This window comes from Novisyntrophococcus fermenticellae (genome assembly GCF_018866245.1).
GTDB lineage: Bacteria > Bacillota > Clostridia > Lachnospirales > Lachnospiraceae > Novisyntrophococcus > Novisyntrophococcus fermenticellae.
Genome location: NZ_CP076458.1, coordinates 2024026 through 2047719, shown reverse-complemented (window position 1 = coordinate 2047719; position 23694 = coordinate 2024026). Strand labels below are relative to the sequence as shown.

The 23694-nt window shown below is 43.8% G+C and carries 20 protein-coding genes and 1 pseudogene; 15 read left to right on the top strand and 6 right to left on the bottom strand.

What is annotated here, in order from left to right; all coding sequences use genetic code 11:
* Positions 1-4: 4 nt before the first annotated feature.
* The 5 genes from KNL20_RS09285 to KNL20_RS09265 all read right to left on the bottom strand — a co-directional run bounded on the left by KNL20_RS09285 (position 5) and on the right by KNL20_RS09265 (position 2815).
* Entirely contained in the window at positions 5-580 is a 576-nt protein-coding gene (locus KNL20_RS09285) for a DUF2815 family protein (protein ID WP_230397492.1), read from the bottom strand.
* Entirely contained in the window at positions 573-1712 is a 1140-nt protein-coding gene (locus KNL20_RS09280; RefSeq protein ID WP_230397491.1) for a DUF2800 domain-containing protein, read from the bottom strand. The genes KNL20_RS09285 and KNL20_RS09280 overlap by 8 nt, the downstream gene beginning before the upstream one ends.
* Positions 1702-2016 (bottom strand): DNA ligase, encoded by a 315-nt coding sequence (locus KNL20_RS09275; protein ID WP_230397490.1) that lies wholly within the window; start codon positions 2014-2016, stop codon positions 1702-1704. Before KNL20_RS09275 ends, KNL20_RS09280 begins: the two co-directional genes overlap by 11 nt.
* The gene (locus tag KNL20_RS09270) at positions 1952-2167 is read right to left on the bottom strand and encodes a hypothetical protein (RefSeq protein ID WP_230397489.1); all 216 of its coding nucleotides are present in this window, start codon (positions 2165-2167) and stop codon (positions 1952-1954) included. The genes KNL20_RS09275 and KNL20_RS09270 overlap by 65 nt, the downstream gene beginning before the upstream one ends.
* 144 nt (positions 2168-2311) lie before the next feature.
* Positions 2312-2815 (bottom strand): RNA polymerase sigma factor, encoded by a 504-nt coding sequence (locus KNL20_RS09265; RefSeq protein ID WP_230397488.1) that lies wholly within the window; start codon positions 2813-2815, stop codon positions 2312-2314.
* Between the two features lie 299 nt (positions 2816-3114).
* On the opposite strand from KNL20_RS09265, the gene KNL20_RS09260 reads away from it, so the two are divergent.
* From KNL20_RS09260 to KNL20_RS09200, 13 genes and pseudogenes are all read left to right on the top strand, one after another.
* Positions 3115-4062: a hypothetical protein gene (locus KNL20_RS09260; RefSeq protein ID WP_230397487.1), complete on the top strand. Its 948-nt coding sequence runs from the start codon at positions 3115-3117 to the stop codon at positions 4060-4062.
* The gene (locus tag KNL20_RS09255) at positions 4055-4681 is read left to right on the top strand and encodes a hypothetical protein (RefSeq protein WP_230397486.1); all 627 of its coding nucleotides are present in this window, start codon (positions 4055-4057) and stop codon (positions 4679-4681) included. The genes KNL20_RS09260 and KNL20_RS09255 overlap by 8 nt, the downstream gene beginning before the upstream one ends.
* Before the next feature lie 48 nt (positions 4682-4729).
* The gene (locus KNL20_RS09250) at positions 4730-4930 is read left to right on the top strand and encodes a helix-turn-helix domain-containing protein (protein ID WP_230397485.1); all 201 of its coding nucleotides are present in this window, start codon (positions 4730-4732) and stop codon (positions 4928-4930) included.
* Positions 4931-4987: 57 nt separating this feature from the next.
* Complete coding sequence (locus KNL20_RS09245) at positions 4988-7264, top strand: AAA family ATPase (RefSeq protein ID WP_230397484.1); 2277 nt, start codon at positions 4988-4990, stop codon at positions 7262-7264.
* 67 nt (positions 7265-7331) lie between these two features.
* Positions 7332-9437, top strand: a complete 2106-nt coding sequence (locus KNL20_RS09240) for a type I restriction-modification system subunit M (RefSeq protein WP_230397483.1) — start codon at positions 7332-7334, stop codon at positions 9435-9437.
* A gap of 12 nt (positions 9438-9449) precedes the next feature.
* Complete coding sequence (locus KNL20_RS09235) at positions 9450-10703, top strand: restriction endonuclease subunit S (protein WP_230397482.1); 1254 nt, start codon at positions 9450-9452, stop codon at positions 10701-10703.
* Complete coding sequence (locus tag KNL20_RS09230) at positions 10700-11101, top strand: hypothetical protein (protein WP_230397481.1); 402 nt, start codon at positions 10700-10702, stop codon at positions 11099-11101. Before KNL20_RS09235 ends, KNL20_RS09230 begins: the two co-directional genes overlap by 4 nt.
* The gene (locus KNL20_RS09225) at positions 11098-14067 is read left to right on the top strand and encodes a type I restriction endonuclease subunit R (RefSeq protein WP_230397480.1); all 2970 of its coding nucleotides are present in this window, start codon (positions 11098-11100) and stop codon (positions 14065-14067) included. The genes KNL20_RS09230 and KNL20_RS09225 overlap by 4 nt, the downstream gene beginning before the upstream one ends.
* 11 nt (positions 14068-14078) lie before the next feature.
* Positions 14079-16469 (top strand): AAA family ATPase, encoded by a 2391-nt coding sequence (locus KNL20_RS09220; RefSeq protein ID WP_230397479.1) that lies wholly within the window; start codon positions 14079-14081, stop codon positions 16467-16469.
* Positions 16466-17530 (top strand): 5-methylcytosine-specific restriction endonuclease system specificity protein McrC, encoded by a 1065-nt coding sequence (gene mcrC / locus KNL20_RS09215; protein WP_230397478.1) that lies wholly within the window; start codon positions 16466-16468, stop codon positions 17528-17530. The genes KNL20_RS09220 and mcrC overlap by 4 nt, the downstream gene beginning before the upstream one ends.
* A gap of 28 nt (positions 17531-17558) precedes the next feature.
* Positions 17559-19499, top strand: coding sequence for a hypothetical protein (locus KNL20_RS09210; protein WP_230397477.1), 1941 nt, complete (start codon positions 17559-17561; stop codon positions 19497-19499).
* Between the two features lie 205 nt (positions 19500-19704).
* Positions 19705-20019: pseudogene (locus tag KNL20_RS09205) on the top strand (23S rRNA (uracil-5-)-methyltransferase RumA); the annotation flags it as partial.
* Between the two features lie 17 nt (positions 20020-20036).
* Positions 20037-20276: a hypothetical protein gene (locus KNL20_RS09200; RefSeq protein WP_230397476.1), complete on the top strand. Its 240-nt coding sequence runs from the start codon at positions 20037-20039 to the stop codon at positions 20274-20276.
* A 263-nt stretch (positions 20277-20539) separates the two neighbouring features.
* On the opposite strand, the gene KNL20_RS09195 is transcribed toward KNL20_RS09200, so the two are convergent.
* Complete coding sequence (locus KNL20_RS09195) at positions 20540-22018, bottom strand: hypothetical protein (protein WP_230397475.1); 1479 nt, start codon at positions 22016-22018, stop codon at positions 20540-20542.
* 319 nt (positions 22019-22337) lie between these two features.
* Between KNL20_RS09195 and KNL20_RS09190 the strand changes: the two genes are divergently transcribed.
* Together KNL20_RS09190 and KNL20_RS09185 are read left to right on the top strand one after the other, a co-directional pair.
* Complete coding sequence (locus KNL20_RS09190) at positions 22338-22982, top strand: PHP domain-containing protein (RefSeq protein ID WP_230397474.1); 645 nt, start codon at positions 22338-22340, stop codon at positions 22980-22982.
* A gap of 9 nt (positions 22983-22991) precedes the next feature.
* Positions 22992-23687, top strand: coding sequence for a class I SAM-dependent methyltransferase (locus KNL20_RS09185; protein ID WP_230397473.1), 696 nt, complete (start codon positions 22992-22994; stop codon positions 23685-23687).
* The last annotated feature ends 7 nt before the right edge of the window (positions 23688-23694 follow it).

The following is a 23694-nucleotide window of genomic DNA, read 5'->3' as shown; positions in this document are numbered from 1 at the left end:
TTTCTCAGTTCAGAAAATCGTCGTCATCGTCGGTTGCGAAATCGGACTCAGCACTGGTCTTTCCGCCGAGAGGCTCGCCGTCGCATACCTTCTGCAGGTTGTTCAAACCACATGCGATTCCCTTGTTTCCGTTGCTATTGAAGGCATAAAAACTGATGCTTGCCCTGCCGTAAACACCGGAGTAAACCTCGGAGCGGGTAAGAATGGGATTGCGGTCAGCATCGACAATACCGGGAGCGGTTGCAGAGTTTGCATTGATGAAGTAAGCGTTGGCATAAGCAGGATCGTCAGGACGCTCAGAATCTCCGTCTCTGAGAGGAATTTTGAGTGCTGCCAGCGGAGGCACAGACTTGCCGTTGCCCTTCAGTTTAGACTCGCCGTCGTGGTAGGCTGCTTCAATAGCGGCCTTGATTTTGGCGACGGTCTTGGTGTCAGACTTGGGAACGATAAGGCTGACAGAGAACTTTGGTGTACCGCCGTTGATACTCTTGGCCTCCCATACGTTTGCATAGCTCCAGCGGGTGTCGGGGCCGGTAATAACCTTCATGGGGTTGTTTACTTTGTTTGTGTTGTTATTCATAATCGTTTTCCTCCATAAAATCATTTTTGGCTGTGTTCATGGCCGGGCGCTTATCGCTCTCCGGCACGAGAGTGGGTTTACCTTGCGGCTTTTCAATGTAGGCCGCGAGAAGTTCATCAAAGCGGGATTTGCCGAGCAGCTTCTGCATGGCAGTGACACCGAGAACCTTGCGTTCGTATGGGTCAAAACCAGCCCTGCTGACTGCGTCGGCAACTACCGTCTCATTGGTGTATTTGCGGTTGGAACGTCCTTCGACCAGCTTATATCCAATCCAGTCTTTGCCGCTGATTGCTTGTTGTAAGGCGTATTCCTTGATGTCAGCCGCCCAAGCGACAAGGTCATCGACCTTTGAAAGGATATCTTCAATGTCCTCATCTGTAAGCAGCGGCGGCAGCTTGAAGTCATAACGGGCAAGCTCCATATTGGTCTCAGCTCTGGCACGGCAGTCGTGCTTTGCCTTACAGAAGCCGCACCATTCGCCGCATAGAAAGTTTCCATCACCAGCGAAAGCAAGGTCGGCTGTAGGTTTTAGTACCTCGTTTGCCCAGCGGTAAAGCTCATCTTTCGAGAGCTCGTATGTGCTGATGTTATCGCGGCGTGGCTGATAAATGGTCATTGACACGCGGTCGAAATCATAGATGCCATCGAACAGCTCCAAAGCACCGAGGGCGTAACACTTCATTTGTGGGTTTTCGGTTGCATCGACCATGATTCCGCGCCCATGCTTGTAGTCGATGATTTTCAGGGTGCCGTCTGCAATGATGAGGCAATCTGCGGTACCAAAGCCGGACTCTACCCAGCGGGAAAAGTCCGCGCGTTGTTCGATAAGGACAACCGGGTCAGCACAGGTTTGCTTTGCGGCTTCCACTTGTTCGATCACATAGACGGCATAGCCGGTGGCACAGTCGTCCATTTCCTCATTGAACCAGGTGAGGTTTTCAGTTGGGTCTTCGGCCTCCATACCCAGCGCCCGGCGAAGCTTATACTCACAGAGCGTATGGGCGTCGGTGCCTTCGGCGGCGTAATCGCTGCTTTTGTCATCGTAACTCTCACAGAGCCGTGCCGAGGGCGGGCAATGAAGCCAGCGTTCGGAGCTGGATGCGGAGAGTAAGGCGTGTCCTTTAGGTGGCATCGGTCAATCCCTCCACATCGGCAAGCAGTGCTTTGTAGTTAGCTGGGTCGATACCAGACAGCTTGTCGGCACCGTGCTTCTGGAGCAGCGAGCGAATCTGAGCGGTGAAACCGGCACGGGACTTGTCCGCAAGGACGGCTCTGACCGCTTCCAGCGTAAGTACAGGCTCGGCGGGAACCGTTTTTTCAGGTGAGGACTCTTCACCGCTGAACTGCTCTGCCAGCCAATTGGCGGCTTCGTTAATAGCGGCAGCTGCACTGCGCAGATCCTCGATGATTGCGGCCATTTCGCTCATTTTGCTCATCTGTTTTTCCTCCTTCCATAGATTGACTCTGTGTGGACAGCAAGGTCAGTTTCCTTGCCAGTCGCATGGACACGACGCTGATTGCGGTGAGAACATCGACGAGTTCTTCGTCCGCAGTGCAGGTCTGGGATTTTGTTTGGGCCTGATACATTCGTTTCACCTCCGTTCTGAAAGCCGGTTGTGTATCGCTTTCACAACTCACTGGAACGAAAAGGCCCATTTGGACGAAAAACAGAAAAACTTTTTTGAAAAAATCTCCGACCACCGTGTTAGGGCGGCCGGAGATTATGCCTAATTAGATGATGTCACCGTACTCTTCACGGAGCAGGGCTTCAACTTTTTCGAGACGCGACCTGAATGTGCTGCGGGGCATTCCAAGAATGTCTGCAATGTCACGGTCCGAGATACCCTCCATGCGAAGCTCACCTATGCGACGGGCTTCAGGAAAAAGCTCGTCCAGCCGCTTGAAAAGCTGTTGCAAAACGATTTTATCGGTCACGATTGATTCAATATCGGCGCTGGGGTCTTCATGCTTGTCCCCCATAAGCTCCTGCTCATACTCAAGCGACCATACTTTTCCGGAAGAGTGATACGGGCAATCGAGGCAGCAGCCGTCGCAGCGCCATAATTTGCTTCTCGGGCACATGCACTGACCGTTCTTCTGGGCTTCCTTCTGCGTGCGCCAGATAGGGCGATAGTATTCGTAGTAGAATTCCTTTGTCACCGGGACGAACTGGTGGGTACTGGGTATGTAGACCTTGTACTCGCGGTTTGGGCTTTGATTTGCTTGGTTTTTCATTAGATTTCCTCCTGTGATTTGAATTGCGTGAGCAATCGCAGGGGGGAAATCTCTGAGAATTAGTGAAAATTTACACTTATTCCATTGTATTTCGGGTTAATAAGCGATATAATGGTTTAGCGGTGTTTAGAGTGAATTGCAAAATTGGTTCTTCTCTCTTAGCCGCCATACAAGAGCAACAAAAAATGCCCCTGCGATTTCTCACAAGGACATGAAATAGTTTGCCGAGTTCGCCAGCCATACTTCGCTAAGTTGGTTGGAGTTCGCCGAGTTGGTTTTTGAAAAAGTGGTGAAAATCTATGACGAAAACAGTTAAACAACGCCTTTGCGGCGGTACTTTCTTCACATTGTTTTTACGCGCAAGAAAGCCCCTACACGGAGCAAATGAATACTATACAGGAAATCCGGAGCCATATTCCGAACCCATAGCTCTGTTTGCCTTATCCAAGGTGATAGTTCCTGATTGGACGAGTATATTTGTATACGCCGACAGCACTGTTAGCGGCAATACTTCGGAATATAAGACTTGTAAGAATGAAGGTGGCTTAATATACCCCTTCGGTGATGATGCAGCATTGATCGCATTCGGTGAACGTATCAAAGAAAGTTATCCTACCGCATTAGCCGATATGTGCAAAGTTATAGGTTTGCTTGTTGACACAGGCAGCATGAAAAAAGATATTCGCCTTGTTAAGGAACTTATTGCATTAATTGAGGTTGATGACTCCATCGGGGATAGTCAACCTTTCTATTCATTGGAGAATGGCGATACCATAACGAAAGCTGATCTTCTCAAAGCAAAAGATATTTGCTTGCAATCATTTTTATTAGGCGTTTGGTATTTCGCAGTAACCCGTTCGGAAAGGAACACTTTCGGTAAAGAAACAATCAATTTGTGGTGTCCCTCAACCGGGGGCGGAAAGCGCGAGTATAAAGGTAACCTTGCAAACCTCATAACAAGGAATATCACGCTAACCTATTGTGAGTCCTTTGGGGAAAATGTAGATGACGAAATTGTTGATGAGCCTTTGGTGGACGAGCCTCTGACAAGTGATGAACCTCGTAGTGATGAACCTCGTAGTGAGGAACAATCGGCAGAAAAAGAACCTGCCGCATCCAATTTGACGCAGCAGGTTATAAACAACAATCCGACATTCTTCAATTTCAATATATCTGGCAATAACAACAGCTTCTATAATCAGGTAGATACAGTAAATATTAATAACGGAGGGCAAAAAGATGAGTGAAAAACTTCAGCAGATCTCATCGTCCGTCCTTCCGTCGAGAGGCGCATCGGCAAATATAACTCTACCCGGTGACGGGAACACGCTGATTGCTCAAGCAAATGTGGTAAACATGAAAAGCGTGTACATTCCTGTTGTTCAGACAAACGGTGTAACACTCCCGACAAGACGAACTGTAAATGCAGATTATTATAATCTGTTCGTTATTGGTGATGAAACATTTACTGGAGGATATTTCATTGTACCGAAGAAGTGTGCATTAACTGAAAGTATAACGCCAGAATTGAAAGCCTTGTATGCAAAGCTCGATATGGATGCCATTGCAGCAATAAAAACTTTCCCAGCTATATTCGCAGGCAAAAACCACCAGTATTGTTGTGCGGGTGGGAATCAAGAAGCATACCTTGGATTTGTAAATGATATTAGCATTCAGGACAACGGTATTAGGGTGTCTTTTCATCTGCTGTATGCAATACCCCAGAGCCGATTGAATGAACTTGCTTTTGAAATTTCTATTGACTGTGCTTCGGCGTTCAACGAATTCGACAGTACGCATTGGACAATTAAGCGGATAAATATTATCGAAAAACTGCGTAATGCAGGCATAGACGCACTCCTTTAAGATAAATAGCCGTACGGAAACGCGATATACACATTATGGAGGTTCAATATGAGTAGCGAGAAGGAAAACAGTGTTCCTGAAAAATGGGTAAACCTTGAGGATATTGCTGAATATCTCAGCGTGAGCAAGGACACCGTCCGCACATGGATGCGGGAGGGAAAACTCCCCATCAACAAAGCTGGAAAGAGATACAAGTTCAAAATTTCCGAAGTTGATGAATGGGTACGAAAAGGAAAAATCAAAGATTAACAGGCAATAAATCATATTACGTAAATACCGACCAATCTCGGTGGAAGGAGAAAAATTATGACCCCCAAAATGCCATCCGCAATCAAAAAAATAACGCTCAATACCCCCACCTTCAACGGAGACGTGGTTGAGCCAACCTTTATCAATTTTTTCTATGGGAGAAACGGTGCCGGAAAATCAACAATAGCGCAGGCTATCGGCTCTGATACCAGCTTGGATTGGCAGGATGGAAAATCCGCCGCAGACTACGATATCTTGGTTTATGACCAAGACTTCATTAATAGCAATCTGCAAAATTACGGGAATCTCGCAGGTGTGTTTACCGTATGTGATACGAATATAGAGATTCAAAAGCAAGTTGAGCAGAAAACAGCTGACAGAGCCTCGTTTGATGAGCAGTATCGCACACTGACTACTGCGGCAGGCGGCAAGCGGGATGATATGGCCACATCATTAAGTTCTTTACAGAATGCTTGCTGGAGCAAAACAAAGACTGTAAGAGAAACTTTTGATGAGGCCATGAAGGGCAAAAAACGAATAAATCTGTTTGCTGATGCCGTTTTAGCCGTTCCAACCCCAGCGGAGCACGATTTAACCGCTTTAAAGAAGATGTATGATATTGCATTTGATACCTCTGCAAGAGTATATAAGCTTTTCTCCAGAGCAGGCAGTTCCACCACATATGGAAAGTTACCCGGAAAAGACCTTATGGACAAGGCTATCGTCAGCAGCAGCGAATCATCATTCACTAAATTTATGAAAGCACTCCATGCCACTGACTGGGTACGGCAAGGTCATGACCACTACGTTGCAGGAGCTGATGGAAAGTGTCCTTTCTGCCAGCAGAAGCTGCCAGATGGCTTCGATGAAGAAATTGCCGCTTGCTTTGATGCTCAATATCAGCAGGATATTAACGATATTGCGGATTTTCAAGCTACTTACACCCGTGAAACAGATGCCATTTTAGACACACTGCAAGCAAATTTACAGGATGTGCTTGCAACCGTCGACGTGACGGAATACAAAGACAAAATAGCACTGTTGAAAAGCAGCATCGAAATCAACAAGCAGCGCATCGCCGGAAAGGTGAAAGAACCTACGTCTGTTGTGGCTCTCGAGGATACGGATTCGCTGCTTATCGAAATTGGTACGCTTATTGACGAAATCAATCGTCAAATAAATGCAAACAACGATGTCGTGAACGACAAAAAGGCAAAAAAGACAGCCTCAGTAAATCAGGTGTGGGAGCATCTTGCTTTCATGCTGAGTTCGGATGTAGCAAAATATAAGGCAGAACAGGTTAAGTTACAAAAAGAAGCCGATGAACTGACATCCAAAGCAACCGCTGCCCGCCGTGCTTTCAATGCAGCGACAGGAGAGATTGCAGAACTTAACAAACAGGTAGTAAATACGCAAGCCGCCATTGCCAGCATAAATGCCCTTCTGAAAGATTCTGGCTTCCAAGGCTTCAGCCTTCGTGAAAAGAAAGACACCCCGAATGTTTATGAGGTTATCCGTGAAGACGGAAGTATCGCGGTAAAGCTGAGTGAGGGCGAGCGAAATTTTATTGCTTTTCTATATTTCTATAATCTTGTTCGCGGCAGTCACAGCAGCGACGAAGTAAAAGACAAAATTGTGGTTATTGATGACCCGGTTTCCAGTATGGACAGCAATACTCTGTTTATTGTCAGTGCCATCATTCGTGAAATGGTCGAAGTCTGCTATAACAATACCGATTATCGCGGGCAAACTGTTCAGGGCGACTACATAAAACAGATATTTATCCTTACGCATAATGTGTACTTCCACAGAGAAATAACATATCGTCAGGTCGGACGTTACAAGAGCGTTTCGTTTTATATGATACATAAAACTGATAATGTATCTACGGTCAAGCTTTGTGACCGCGAGAGCGAAAGCAGCCCGACCGAGAGAGAAAATTACAACCCTGTTCAAAATTCCTATGCGGCATTGTGGGACGAATTCCAAGCACTGAAATCCACCATTCCTTTGCTCAATGTAATCCGTCGCATTCTTGAATACTACTTCCTGCAACTTTGCGGTTATGAAGGGACGAACATCCGCAAGCTCGTTCTGGAGGATAATAAAGATAAATTCGTAACGCCCGTAGAAGGCGGTAAACCGGACTACGAGAAATATCAGCTTGCTTCAGCAATGCTGACCTATATCAACAATCCGCAGGGCATCAGTGACGGCTTGAATTATGTTGAGGATTGTATCGATGCCGAGCAGTATAAATCGGTGTTCAAGCTCATCTTTGAATCGCTACATCAGGAACAGCATTACAATATGATGATGGGCATAGAGGCGTAAGTCCTTCTTATGGGACAGCCGTTAATACAGAATTAAAACAGGCAAGCGCCTGAACGGAGGAAATATTATGGTTGATAAACAAGCAATAGATGCAATGTGGGACGACAGCCCCATTGATGTTTCCACAGAAGTAAACTTTATCTGGTCTATCGCAAACAAGCTGCGCGGTCCGTACCAGAGTGATAAATATAAGGATGTCATCATTCCGATGACTATCATCCGCCGTTTTGAGTGTGCCCTTGCGCATACGAAAAAAGCGGTCGTCGATAAATATAACGCTGACCCGACCTATCCGGCAAAGGCAATGTATCGCATTTCCGGCTTTCAGTTTTACAATACCAGTGGGTACGACCTTGCAGAGCTGGTAAATGATGCCGATCATATCGCAGCCAATTTTAAAAGCTATATTCAAGGCTTTTCTCCCAACGTACAGGAAATCCTGCTCTCTGCGGAAAAGGGTCTTGATTTCTATAAGCAAATCGACAAGATGGATAAGAATAATCGTCTGCTCAGTGTCGTCAAGGCGTTTTCGGAGCTTGACCTCGATCCGCGTACCATTGACAACGTGAAGATGGGATATATTTTCGAAGAACTTATCCGTAAGTTCTCTGAAAATGCCGAGGCTGGCGACCACTACACCGGCAGGGATATCATCAAAACGATGGTCAATATTCTATTGGCAGAGGGCTGCGACGACATTTTTGATGATGGCAAGGTTATCACGATACTCGACCAAGCCTGCGGCACAGGCGGTATGCTTTCCACCGGCTACAATTTCATCAAGCGTTATAATCCCTCCGCAGACGTCCGGCTTTTTGGGCAGGAAATCAACCCGGAATCCTATGCCATGTGCCTTGCCGAAATGCTCATCAAAGGACAGAACTCCGAGAACATCTGTTATCAGGACACCATGATAGATGATCGCTTTAAGGGTACGGAGATGCGCTTCGTGCTCGAAAATCCGCCGTTCGGTACGGCGTGGGGCGGCAAAGACGCTGCCGAGGGCGTTGAGAATGCCGTAAACGAAGAATATAAAAAGGGTTTTGACGGACGTTGGGGCGCGGGGCTTCCCGGCTCCGGTGATATGCAGATGCTGTTCTTGCAGTCCGCAATTGACAAAATGGACAAGCACAACGGACGCGCTGCCATCATTCAAAACGGCAGTCCGCTGTTTTCTGGTGGCACTGCATCTGGCGAAAGCCAGATCCGCCGTTGGCTGCTTCAAAGCGACCTAATTGAAGCGATTATTGCGTTGCCGACTGACCTCTTTTACAATACCGGTATCGCTACATATATTTGGGTACTGTCGAAAAATAAACGCACCGAGCGAAAGGGCAAAATTCAACTCATTGACGCTTCCGGCATTTATCATAAACTTCGCAAGGCACTGGGCAACAAGAAAAACGAGATTGCCCCGGAAGACCGCTCTGCCATTACACGACTGTATGCAGATTTCAAGGAAAACGAGCTGTGCAAAATCTATGATAACGAGGAATTCATCTACCGTGAGTATACGGTGATGCAACCGCTTCAGCGCAGCTACGCCATAACGGAAGAACGCATCCAGCAGATGCTTTCCAAAGGCTCGCTCAGTTCTTTATATGACGAGGGCAAAGTCAGCGAACTGGAAAATTCCGAAGAAGAGCTGTCTGGCAAGGATGTAAAAAAGCTGGAGGATTATCAGAACAACAAGCCTGTGTTTGATGGCATCGTTGCCGCTCTGGAAGCCGCCATTTCTGAGGAGGTCTATCTATCCCAGGCTGCATTTCTGCCTGTGCTGACAAAGGTGCTTTCTTGTGCGACCGCAGACAAAAAACTGATTGAGAAGATTGCGGACGGTCTTTCCGTCATGGATAAGAACGCCGAAATTCAGCGTGACAAAAAGGGCGAAATCATCTATGACAAAGAATCGAAGGATACTGAAATCGTAAAATACCAGGAAGGCATCGACACCTATATGGCGAGAGAAGTCCTGCCACATATCCCCGATGCAAAAGCATTCTTTGAGGAAGATTTGAGCAAGAAAAAGCCGGTTATCAAGACCGGCGCGGAGATTCCGTTTACTCGCTATTTTTACAAATATCAGCAGCCTACCCCCAGCGAAGAACTGGAACAACGCTTTACTACGCTTGAACAATCGGTCAATGAGCGCGTAGCAAAGCTGTTCGATTAAGGCGGTGATGATATGAGAAAAATGAAAGATTGTGGAGCATCAAGTTTTGGTGCTATACCAGCTAGTTGGAATGTTTCAAAGCTGAAAGCCATCCTCACATTAAGAAGTGAGAAAAACTCTGGTGATAGGGAGTTACTGTCTGTTTACCTTGATAGAGGAGTGATTTCTTACTCAGAATCAACTGGGATGCAAGTTCATAAGCCAAGCAAAGATTTGTCGGGGTATCAAAATGTCCATATCGGAGATTTTGTCCTTAACAATCAGCAAGCATGGAGAGGATCTGTTGGTGTTTCGCGATATGACGGAATAATCAGTCCCGCTTACTTTGTTTATAAAATTTCCAAGAAAGGCTATCCGGCTTACATGAATTATCTATTGCGGGATAAATCCATGTACCAGCAATATGAGACTTCATCAAGAGGTGTTGGCACAATTCAGCGTAATATTTTTGCACCTTGGTTGTTGAATTGTACAGTAGTAATTCCACCTATTGATGAGCAACAGCGTATTGCCGATTTCCTCGATGCCAAATGCGACGAAATCGATAGTCTTATTGTTGATATTCAATCACAGATTGACACCTTGGAACAATACAAGCGGTCGGTCATCACCGAAGCGGTCACAAAGGGCTTGAACCCGGATGCCGAGATGAAGGACAGTGGCGTGAAATGGATTGGAACAATGCCTTCATCGTGGGATTGCATCCGTGGAAAATACATACTGACCTATGTCCAAAAACCTATAAGAGAAGACGATGGCGTGGTCACCTGTTTCAGAGACGGCGAGGTTACACTCCGCACAAATCGCCGTGAAGATGGCTTTACAATGGCAGATAAGGAAATTGGCTATCAAGGTATTGATGTTGGTGATTTAGTGGTGCATGGTATGGATGGTTTCGCCGGGGCAATCGGTATATCCGATTCTCGCGGTAAAGCTTCACCTGTTTTGAATGTACTGGACACAAAGCAAAATAAACGCTACATCATGTATTATCTCCGCAGCATGGCATACGGTGATGTTTTCGTCGCAATGGCTACCGGTATTCGTGTCCGCTCCTGCGACCTGAGATGGAACAAGCTATCCGAACTGCTGTATCCAGTGCCTTCCTTGCAGGAACAACAGGAAATTGTCGAATATATCGACAGCATGATTGATAAGACCAATGCGGTGATTGCTGATAAGCAGGCACAGCTTGCCACTTTAGATGAATACAAGAAATCTCTCATCTATGAGTATGTCACAGGTAAAAAGGAGGTCACCGCATGAAAGTTGAATTTGCTGATTGTGAATTAGGGATTGGCGTTGCGTTATATGTCTCTGGTACCGAGTTTTTGAAAGCTGATAAGTCAAAGGATGAATTTTGTAGTCTTGCTGCAGCAACTGATGCTTTTTATAATCAACAAGGGCTTGACTACCATATTGACCCAAAAGACTATGATACGGTAAAACAATGGGTCAAAGCATCTGGCGCAGTAATATTTACTATAGAAACAGACCGTTATGGACACAGAAAGTGGTTTGAAATTTATGTATCTACAGACAATCGCTACAACAGAATTATCTGGTCTGATGATGGCAGAGAGTATTATTCAAAAGATAGCTCAGATTTGAAAAATACTCCGACTAAAACTACAACAAGGCAGAAAGGAGGTCGTGACGCATGAATAACATTCTTTCAGAAAAAGAATATCAGAAGTTTATAATGGAACGTTTGGAAAAAGACAACGGATATGTTATCCGAAAGGCTACCAGTTACGACCGCCTGTTTTCCATGGACCGTGAGCTGCTGTTCAAATTTCTGAACGATACACAGGGCGCTACAATGGCGGCACTGCGCAAAATCTATAAAGATGACTTGGAAGAGACCATTGTCAGTTTCATTAACGCTGAGATGACAAAGGCGCGTGGCAGCCTGCTGGATATCCTGAAACATGGGATTGAAATTTCCAGCATGAAGCTGGAACTGATGTATACCAAACCGGCTACCACTTTTAATAAAGAGCTTCTCGCGAACTACGAAAAGAACATTTTTTCCGTTATGGAGGAGGTCTGGGCAAGCGACAAAGAACGTGTCGATTTGGTTATCTTCTTAAATGGCCTTGCTATCATGTCATTTGAACTCAAGTGCAATGCTGCCGGGCAATCCTATCAGGACGCTATTTATCAGTTCCGCTGTGAGCGAAATCCGAAAACGCGTCTGTTCCTATTTAAGGCAGGTTGCCTCGTCAACTTTGCGATGGATCTGGAAGAGGTCTATATGACCACAAAATTATCCGGCGACTCCACCTTCTTCCTGCCGTTCAATATTGGCAACGGAAAAGGTGTCAACGCCGGAGCGGGCAATCCCACCTTTAAGGACAAGTATAGCGTATCCTATATGTGGGAGGATATTCTCACAAAGGATACCTTGCTCAACCTTATCAGCAAGTTCATTTTTGTGGAGACAAAAGAAAAAGAGGACGAGTTTACCGGCAAAATCAAAAAGTCTGAAAGTATCATTTTTCCGCGTTACCACCAGTTGGACGTAATCCGCAAGCTGCTGGGCGACGTACGCGAAAATAAAACTGCGCAGAATTATCTGATTCAGCACAGCGCAGGCTCCGGCAAAACGAATTCTATCGCTTGGCTGGCGCACCGGCTCACGTCATTGCATGACGCTGACGATAAAATCATCTTTGACAATGTGGTCATCATCACCGACCGAGTGGTGGTTGACCGCCAGCTTCAAAAAGCTATCATGGGCATGGAGCACAAAACAGGCCTTATCCGTGTGATGGATGATAAGTGCAACTCCGCCGATCTTGCAATCGCTCTCAAAGGCAACACAAAAATTATCGCAACTACAATTCAGAAATTCCCATATATCGTGGACAGCGTCGCGGGGTTGAAAGCAAAACGCTTCGCAGTCATTATCGACGAGGCGCATTCCTCCACTGCCGGAAAAGACATGGCGGCTGTCACACAGTCTTTGGGTGTCGGTGAGCAGGATTATAACGATGTGCAGGACATAATTGCAGACGAGATTGCCCGCAACGGAAAGCAAGCAAATGTGTCGATGTTTGCGTTTACTGCAACACCGAAGCCGACCACGCTTCAGCTTTTCGGGATGTTGAATACCAAGGGACAGCGCGAAGCGTTCCATGTCTACTCCATGAAGCAGGCTATTGAAGAAGGCTTTATTCTAGATGTGCTGCAGAACTATACGACTTATGATACCTTTTATCAGATAAATAAAGAAATTGAGGACGACCCCCGCTGCAAGACTTCTGATGCCAAGCGGCAGATTGCCCGATTTGTGGAACTGCATGAAACGAACATCTCACAGCGCATTGAAGTCATTGTGGAGCATTTCCGCACTTCCGTTATGACAGAGCTTGGTGGTATGGCAAAAGCGATGGTAATTACAGCATCCCGGCAGGGCGCTGTCAAATACCGTCAGGCTTTCGAGGACTATATCACGAAGAAGGGCTACAAGGATATTCGCGCGCTGGTGGCCTTCTCTGGCAAGGTGAAGCTGCCGAACGATGATACAACCGAATACACCGAATCCTCCATGAACGGTTTTTCCGAAGATCAGCTCACGAAAGAATTTGACAAGGACGATTATCAAGTCCTGCTTGTGGCAAACAAATATCAGACGGGATTCGACCAGCCGAAGCTGTGCGCCATGTATGTCATGAAAAAGCTGAAAGGTGTTACAGCTGTGCAGACGCTGTCTCGCTTAAACCGTATCTTCCCGCCGTTTGAAAAGCACACATTTATATTGGACTTCGTAAACGACTATGCGGATATTACTGCTGCCTTTGCACCGTATTACACAACGACATTGCTATCCAATTCGGTGACACCGACAGCAATTTATGACCTTGAAGCTAATATCGATTCTTATACAGTTCTTGACCCGGATGATATTGAGAGGGCAAACGACCTACTCTACAGCGAGAATATCACCGCGAAGGACAAACAGAAGCTGACCTTCTATTTCAAAAAGGCTAAAAATCTGATTGAAAATTACGATGTGACCAAGCAGCAGGAGATCGTAGCTCTCATGCGCCACTTCGTTCGGTTTTATGAGTTTCTGCTCCAAGTTTCCTGCTTTGAGGATGTAGACCTACACAAGAAGTACAACTTCATTACCTACTTGCTTTCTTACATCAACATCAAGCATCCGGGCGGCGGCTATAACCTCGATGGAAAAATCAAGGCAACCAATTTCGTCCAGAAAAAGGAGGAGGAACATAAAAAATCTGAGCTTGTCGCGCAACCGGTTATGAAACTTCCAACGGCCGATAGCTTTGGCTTAACCGAAGCCAAGGAAGAAAAACTTTCCCAGATTATTGCCGAAATCAACAGTCGCACAGGAAAAGCCTATGATAATGATGTCGCAGTAAAAGCAATGCTGCAAATCCGGGACATACTGCTAAAATCAGATAAACTGAAAACCAGCGCCAGAAACAACACCGTCAAAGATTTTGAGTTTTCCTATTTTGACGACATCGACGATGCCCTTATCGAGGGGCTTTCGCAGAATCAGGACTTTTTCTCGATGCTTTTGAGCAACGAAGAAATAAAGCGGCAGGTACTAGGCATCTTTACTGATGAAATATACGCAAGCCTGCGTAAAGCCTAAGGAGGGGTATCATGTTTGAGAAATTCCGTTTGCAGGACGCTCTTGTAAAATACAAGCAGAATTTCGTTTCTAACCAATGGGGAAACGAGAAATACAAGTGGGAAGCAGTAAAATTCTTTCAGGACAATTGGGATGTGAATGCAGCGGATTTTGCCGCCATGCTGACTCTTTCCCTTTCAAAAACATATAATTTGCTTGCGTCCATGAATAACTTTCCGGCGCGAATGATTGAGAAATTTGCGGAAACGGCTCCTGAAGAAGTACGGGCGATGTTCCTTGCTTTGTTTGATGAAAGCAAGGATGTCGTTACCAGAATTACAGATTTTAAAGACCAGTCATCCATTTTGCTCGAAAAGTATGGCAACGGCGCAGGACAGCATTATCAGTATGAAAATGCCGTCAGCACCTACTTATGGCTGCGTTATCCCGACAAATACTATATTTATAAATATGGCGAGATAAAAACTGTTGCAGATGAACTCGGCAGCGATTATCGATTCAAGAAAGGCGCATATGCGGACAATTTGCGCAATTTCTATAATTTCTATGATGAGCTATGTGCGGAAATCAAAAAAGATGAAGAACTTGTAAGTCTGCTTAAATCCCAGCTAACGGGGGATTGCTATCCAGACCCGGAATACAGAACACTTACAATTGATATCGGCTTTTACATCAGTCGCTACTTTTCCCAGAAAGAATCCGTAGCCACTGACGACTGGTTCCCAACAGATTACACGCCAAACATTTCTGTCGATGAGTGGGTAGAACTTCTTAATGACCCCGATGTGTTTACAACCGGGAGCCTTGAAATCATGAAGCGTATGAAGGACTATGGCGGGCAGGCTACTTGTACCCAGCTCTCTATCAAATACGGTGAAACGAAGAACTTCTATAATAGCGGTTCTTCTGCCCTGGCACGTCGTATTGCAGAAAAAACCGGCTGCCCTGTAATGGATAGAGATGAAGAAAACTCTCGCTGGTGGCCGATCCTGTATGTTGGACGAAATGCTGGTAAAGATGAATCTGGCAGCTATATATGGAAACTACGAGACGAATTATCTGCCGCCCTCGATAAGGTTGACCTAAGCCAAGTGGAATTGTACGTTGCTGCAGCTCCAGGTGAAGAGGAACATGGCTATTGGTGGCTTAATGCAAATCCGAAAATATGGAGTTTTTCGGAAATTGTTGTCGGTGAAGTACAGTCGTATACACTCTATAATGACAATGGCAACAAACGTCGCATTTTCCAAAATTTCTTGGAAGCAAAAGCCGGAGACATGATAATTGGCTATGAATCGAACCCGGTTAAACAAATTGTGGCGATTGGCAAAGTTAGTGCGGAACAAGATGGTGAGAAAATCTATTTTGAAAAAATCGAGGGGCTTTCCTCGCCGATTGATTATCAAACGCTGAAAAGCTGTTCCGAGCTGGAGAGAATGGAGTATTTCAGCAATCCGCAAGGCAGCTTGTTTAAGCTGACAAAGGGCGAGTATGATTTTATCGTCGATATGATTCGGGATGAAAATCCACTTATTCAAGAAGAAAAATCAGAAAAGTATGACAAGGCGGACTTCCTTAATGAGGTTTACATGACAGAGAGCCGCTATGATATGCTGCTTTCTGTCCTGAAAAACAAAAAGAACATTATTCTGCAGGGTGCACCCGGTGTCGGGAAAACTTTCGCAGCAAAGCGCCTCGCATACTCGATGATTGGAGAAAAGGACGAAAACCGCATTGAATTCGTCCAGTTCCACCAGAATTACTCTTACGAAGATTTTATGATGGGCTATAAGCCTGTGAATGACGGATTCGAACTAAAATATGGCATTTTCTATCGTTTCTGCCAGAAGGCTGCAAACCAGCCGGACAAGGACTTCTTCTTTATCATAGACGAGATCAATCGTGGCAATATGAGTAAAATCTTCGGCGAATTGCTTATGTTGATTGAGTGTGATTATCGTGGTACGAAAGCCACACTTGCATATAACGGCTTGTCGTTTGCTGTGCCAAAGAACCTTTATATTATCGGCATGATGAATACTGCTGACCGCAGTCTTGCTATGATTGATTATGCCCTCCGCCGTCGTTTCAGCTTTTTTGAAATCGAGCCGGGCTTTGACTCCGAAGGCTTTGTAAAATACCAAAATGGTTTGAATAATGAAACATTCAACACTCTTATCGAACGTATAAAGGAGCTTAACAAGGAAATCGCACTTGACAAATCCCTCGGTAAAGGATTCTGTATTGGACATAGCTATTTTTGTGGGCAGGCCATCTGCACTGACGAATGGATGAACTCCATTATTGACTATGACATTTTACCGATGCTGAGTGAATACTGGTTCGATGACAGTGGAAAATTGCAACGCTGGGAAAACATTCTGCGTGGTGTGTTTCAATGATTAAGGATAAGAGTATCTTTATCAAGAACATATACTATATGCTTTCCTATGCATTCACCACTCTGAATCAGTCAAATTTTGAGGATGTGGCGACTGAGGAATTTGAGAATATGCACAATCTCTTTGCTGCGATTCTCGCCAAAGGCATCGGGCAGCAATTGAAGCAGGGTTTATATCGTGAGTATCTGAATAAGACAGAAAACATGGCGGTTATGCGTGGTAAAATCGATATTTCAGGCACTATCAAAAACAAGATTGCTCGCCAGCGGGTTTTGTCCTGCGAGTACGATGACCTATCAGAAAACAACCTGTTAAATCAGATTCTAAAAACGACCGTGATGATTCTGCTCCGCCTTTCAAAGGTTGATAGCGAACACAAGGATGCCCTTAAGAAAGAAATGCTGTTTTTTTCAAACGTGGACACACTGGAGCCATCATCTATAAAATGGGCAACAATCCGGTTTCAAAGAAATAACCAGACCTACCGTATGCTCATCAGTATTTGCCAGCTTATTCTGCAAGGAATGCTTCAGACAACGGAACAAGGCGAATATAAGCTCGCATCGTTTGTCGATGAGCAGCGGATGTGCCGTCTTTATGAGAAATTTATCTTGGAATACTACAGCAAGGAATTTCCAGCATTGAATGTAAGCGCATCGCAGATACCATGGGCATTGGACGATGGCATCGGTACAATGCTTCCAATAATGCAAAGCGATATTACTCTTGCCAGGGGAAACGAAGTGCTGATTATGGACGCAAAATACTATACACATACGACACAGGTTCAATTTGACGTGCATACCCTTCATTCCAGCAATCTGTACCAGATATTCACCTATGTGAAAAATAAAGACTCAGAATTTGGAGAGAAACCACATAAAGTATCGGGAATGCTTCTGTACGCCAAAACCGACGAAACAATCCAGCCGGACAATGCTTATCAGATGAGCGGTAATAAAATAAGTGTGAAAACGCTGGACTTGAATTTGGAATTTGTAGAAATCGCTGCGCAGCTCAACAGAATTTTAGAAGAGCACTTTGGAATAAATGTAGTATAAAACATGGCATAAACGAGGAGGTGAAGTTATGCATACAAATCAGGATATTCATGCGTTTGCGGTGAAATGGTTTGACAAGTTCCAGGACACCAAAACTGTGTCGCGTGAAGTTGAAGACCCCACTTTTGCTGACGAGTGCTCCTCGCTCGGCTTCAAAATGGACTGTGGCAAAGCCTTTGAAGAAGCTTACTCTGATAGCCATGCTTTTAACGATTATCGCGAGCTGGATAAAATAATAGATGATATTACCGATGTCGCGCTCCTTGGCTCAGGTATTTTTTCAAAATGGCGGTATTTCACACACTGGGCTGGTCCTGGTGAGAATATACTTTCCTTCGAGAACAGATCGTGGTTTATTACTGCTTTTGGCAGGCTGGAGCGTCTCGCAGCCGACGATGATACAAGCCCCTTCATTTTCGAAGGAATGGCAAGTAAAATACAGATCATTTCCAACAATATCTGCTTTGGTCCTTGTCCGTTGCCTGATGATGAAATTGAACAGCATCTTTCCATTACAGCAGACGGTAGAGTATTCTTTTCTGCATATGCCTACGGCGATGGAACAAAGCACATTAAAACACACACAAAGAACTTCAAAATTGAAGCTGAAAAAGCTGCTTATATTTTGAAAACCGTTGGTGCTTACTTTTCCGAAGAATACGATGTGGCATTTGCCACTGATGTTGGAGAATGGGAAATGACACTTACGAATACGGAGAATGCGTCATATCATTTTCGAGGTTCACTTTGCGCTGGTTGTTCTGAAGGGTTGGATAATATATCCAATATAATCCGTTTCAATCTTAATATGCCTGAATTACTTGTTTTTGATGGCAGGTCAAATTCAGACAGAATTGAAAAGATTGTTATTGACTATCATCGTCTAACGAAGATTAAGCCCGGAGTCAAACTCGAAGGCGCTACACGGGAATATGCGACTTGGGACTACTACAGTGAACACATCACGATAGACAGAAAAAGTGAGGTCTTGGAACATATTCAAAATATCGGCACAGGCTGTCAGGTGTCTCGGAAATATCATGTTGAGGATGGTATCACATCTTTTTTAGATGATATCGACGCTAATGATTTCATGGTTCATACCGAAGGAAATCCTCCCGATGTCATCGTAAATCCACTGGAGACGAAGGATTACAAAATCATAATTGATTACCTGTACGGTGAACAGCAAATCCTGACCGGTACATTTGACAAAAACGGTCTCCCTGACGATTTCGCGGATTTTGCGGTATCCGTATTTGATTTCATGCGTTTTTACGGAATGGGTGAAATCCTCGATCAGTCAGTATATGGAAAACCTTTGCGCAAGCAGACAGACTACATCTTTTGCAATGTTCAGTTTGATGATTATGGAAAAACATATTGCTATCTGACCGATGACGACACTCTCGAAGCGGGCGATTATGTTATTGTTCCTGCCGGAAAAGACAACCACGAAGTAATTGCTCAAATAGAAAGCATTGAATACCATTCTTCCGAAGACGCTCCGTTTCCACTGGACAAAATAAAAAAGGTCATCAAAAAACACATTGATAACAAAAATATTGACTACGATTCCACGGATGAAGAAGACTCTATTAAATTGCCCGAAGATGCTGTGATAATGGGAAATGAGCCACTTTCGGGAGTATCCGCTGAAGAGTGGCGTAATATTCTTGGTGACGATTATGCTGAGTCAGCTTTAGCTACATCGCTTGCGGGTGCTTGGAATGAAACGGGCTGGTTGATGGATGAGGCTGATGATGATGACTGTACACCTGAAACAAAAGCACGATACGAGTCGTGGTGGGCGCTGCAGGTTGAGCTTGTCGAAAAGGTCGCCGCAATTCTGCAATGCGAATGCAAAACACCATATGTCAAACTCGTTACTCCATTTATGGAACGTAATGGGTATCGTGACGGTCATGGTTGGTGGGTCAAAAAAGATGATATAAACAAAAATTCATAGGGCATTTGTACTACCGTATTTGCCGGCAGAGGCGGTGGAATTTAAATCCTACCATTGACTTGTTCCCAAGAACGCATTGGACTTTTAATATATTGTGGATATATTCCCTCGCACGGAAATGACCCATAAAAACCACTATCGACCTATTCCCTCGCACGGAAAATCAGCAAAACACAGACCCGACATCAATTTGATGCTATCGTTCCATGTTGAGACGGTTATTCTTTTGTCCCAACAAAAACCGAGTGATAAGATTGAGGTTGATTTGGACTTGGATGAGTTGGATGCAACAAGTGCGGAGAGCAAAGCGACCTATGCTGAGATAAAGGATTATGTGTTGAAAGAGCATGGATTGAAGGTTTCTAATCTGTATATTTCGCAGGTGAAAAGAAAATGCGGAATTGAGGTTGGGGAGAATTATAATCTGGCTAAGTCAGAAGATGCGAAACAACTACAGTGTCCGGAAGAGAAGGAAAAGGCGATTGTGGATGCATTGAAGCATTTTGGGATGATTGGCTAAGACTCGAGGTGAAATGGATGGATTATAATTTGTATTATTATGATTCGATTCTTGATGCAGTAGTTATGAAAGATAAAGATGATAATGAAATGGTAATTGAATGTGCCAAAGCAAATGCACAGGTTGTATTTGATGAGCCAGAAGATGAAGGTTATCTGGTGAGATTGGCAAGAGAAGAGCCTGCAAATTATGTGTCTTATGCGTTGAAACCGGATGGGTTACAGGGATATGTGGATGCGATGAATGTGTTTAACTAGTTAGTGAAGGAGTCAGTTGATATCAGCTGACTCCTTTTGAAAAATGTGGATGAAATATACAGTATTATTATGTATAATTGATAGAAATAGCTTTTTAAAAAGATTAATGATCTCTCGGAATTCTGATTGATCATGCCAGCACTGCTGGCAACAGGACATTGAAAAGTGAATATTATCCAAAATGAAATAAATAGTAAAAAAAGAGTATGAGAAATAGACATAACTGTCGCTATGCCTGAAAAATTTGTTATAATAAAAACGGATTATGCTGCTTGTAGAATCAACTTTCGCAGGGCGGATTCAAAAGGCATATCCCAGGCATCCAGATGTTGTAACATCAGGATGTGATAGAGGCGGCAGTACCACATCTTAGTTGAGCGGTGTCTGCCGTCTTCTAATTTAAAGTCTAATTTCTCACGTTTATTCGAACGTTCTGCAGAAGTTCTTGCATGATACTCAAGTTTCCATTCATTAGAGTCACGAGGTGGAATATTAAACAGTCTTGGATTATCCTTCATTGCCACATGTACGGTTCTTCCATATTTAGAATCAGAGCAGGGGTGTTCACAGGAACAGCTATATTTTCTGCTGGCTAAAGGGCATTTGAATTTCACACGATATTTTGAAGGCTCAGAGCCATCATGGTTCATACGTCTGCCTTCTCTGCATACAGGAACCCCATCTTTGCCAATGGTGAAGTCATCCTTGTAAGGCAGCTTCACGCCACCTTTACCATTCAAATCAATAAAAGGTGTGATATGTGCCCGTCTGAAATACTCATAGTAAGGCATTGCATCGTGTGCAGAATCCAGAAGCATCTTTGTGATAGTAAAGTCAGGAAGAAAACTCTTCATTCTGAAGAAGTTAAGCAAAAATCCGTGTGAATCATGCTTTGAAGCTGGATTAAGCAATGGAAAAACTGGCAGATCGCTTTCTGAAGCGACGAGCATGTAAAGGTCATAGCCGTGGTAAGAACAATCTCTGGATGAGTCCCAACCGATATCGCAATCAGGCTGAGAAAAATATCTGTCACATTTGCAGTCAGGAATGCCTTTAGAAGCACAGCTGCAGACACGATGTTTACGCTCTCTGTGAGATGTTACGACAGGAGTTCCGTCGCCAGCCAGGGCAAGTGATTGGGTATCAATAAGCCCTTTGGAAACAGACTGATACAGGAATTCTTTATGATAAAGGATGAAAAGAGAACCATATGGTTGATCCTTGATGTCAAAGGCAGTGTTTTCTAATTGTGGAAGTAGTTGTTCCACTTTGACCTTTTCAACAGAATCAGCTTTGGTACCTTTTGTCTTAGGTTTCTTTACCTTCGCCTTGAGAGGATGTATATGCGGAGAAAGATGATTATCATCGGAATCCCATAAGCGATTTAGGAAATCATAAAAGGTGCCAACACCAGGAGTGTCACCGAATTCAAAGCCGCTTAAGATGGCATAGAGAGGGTTGATTTTAAGTTGAGCAGCCCAATCAGTCAGCGAAGATACTTTGAAATCAATCGACAACAGATAGGAACGCTGCATGCAGGAAGGGGTTCTTGGTTTGGGTCCAAAAACGGAGTATTTATCTCTCATGAATTCATCCGTGAAGGAAAGGTCAAGGTTCCAAAACCGATCAATGATATCCCAGGTAGAACGAGCAATAGAATCAGGATTAGGATAGTATTTACGAAGATTTTCAAGAACAAAGTCTTGATAGGCGGAATGACCGCCAGAGTTAACAGGTAACAAAAAATTGCCTCCAATCGAAAAATGTGTGCCGCCCGCAAGCGAACGGTACTTATTGATCAATAGGCGCGAAGCGCCGCATTTTTCGAGTAAACTGTCAAGTGTTTTTTGACAAAAAAGTGGGGGATTTTAATAAAAAAGGGATCTGAAAGCCTTGGATTTACTGGCTTAGAGATTCCGAGAGATTATATTATAAGAAAGAGGGTGTATATATGAAGGATTTACATGTTCATACTGAGAATTCGTGTGACTCAGAAGCTGATATGGAATTATATGTTAAAAAGGCAATTGATTTAAATGTTGAGACAATTTTACAGATCATGTGGATTTAAATAAAAATGATTATGGATATGACTACTATAATTCAGAGAATTTCTTTGAAAAGTATAATAAAATAAAAGTAGAGTATGGAAATAATATTGATCTTTGTGCAGCTATTGAGTTTGGAGAGCCGCATTTATATGTGAATGAGCTAGAAGAATTGTCGAAGAAGCCATATGATTTCATCATTGGAAGCATACATTGGATCGGAAACATGTTCCCATGTCAAAAGGTGAGAGAGCAGTATACGGCAAAAGAATTTTACAGTTTGTATTGGGAAGAGGTTTTAAAGACTGTAAAACAAGGCGGATTTGATTCGCTGGGTCATATGGATTTTCCAAAGCGTTATTACGGGGAAATATATTATACAGAAACCATTTTGAATGAAATTTTCAAAAACTTATTAGATAAAAATATGATCATCGAAATCAACACATCTTCGCTACGTAAGGGACATGTAGAGACTATGCCAGGGATAGATTTATTAGAAATCTATAAAACAAATGGAGGACAATATATTACGATTGGTTTCGATGCGCACGTGGTAGAGGATTTGTGTGCAGATTATCAAATAGCAAAGTCATTGGTGGAAAAAGTCGGTTTACGAGAGGTTATTTATAAAAACAGAAAACAAATTTTAATTTAGGGGGTCATAATGGAAATAAAAGATTTACAACCATGGGAAATTCTTATGAAGCGAATTGTCTGGCTTCAACTAGGTGATGTTACAGGAAAAAAGATTTTGGATTTCGGAAGTGGCATCGGAGTGACAGCAGATTATTTAGCGAAAAATAATATGGTAACTGCAATTGAACCATCAGAGGAATCAGTAATGGAAAGATGGAAGAACAATGAATACAGGCAGATAGTGGGGAGTACAGAACAGTTACGAAAAATAGATGATGAGACATTTGATTTGATTATTTGTCACAATGTTTTGGAATATGCATCTGATAAAGAAGATATCATAAATGAATTTGCAAGAGTCTTAAAAACCGAAGGGAAATTATCAATTGTTAAACATAACCGTTCGGGGAGAGTCATGCAGATGGTTGTACTGTTAAATGATTTTGAACACGCTCATAGTTTGATAGATGGGAATGATGGTATGGCGTCAAAGTATGGTGCCATTTTCTATTATGATGACTCAGATATAGAGAACTGGTGTGGTGAATTTAAAATCACCAAAACTTTGGGAATGAGAACTTTCTGGGACTTGCAGCAAAACCAAGAAGTTCATAAGGATGCAGAGTGGCAAGATAAAATGGTAGAGATGGAAATGCGAGTAAGTGATATGAAGGGATATAAAGATATTGCATTTTTTCATCATTTGACTTTAGAAAAAAGATAGATTGAGG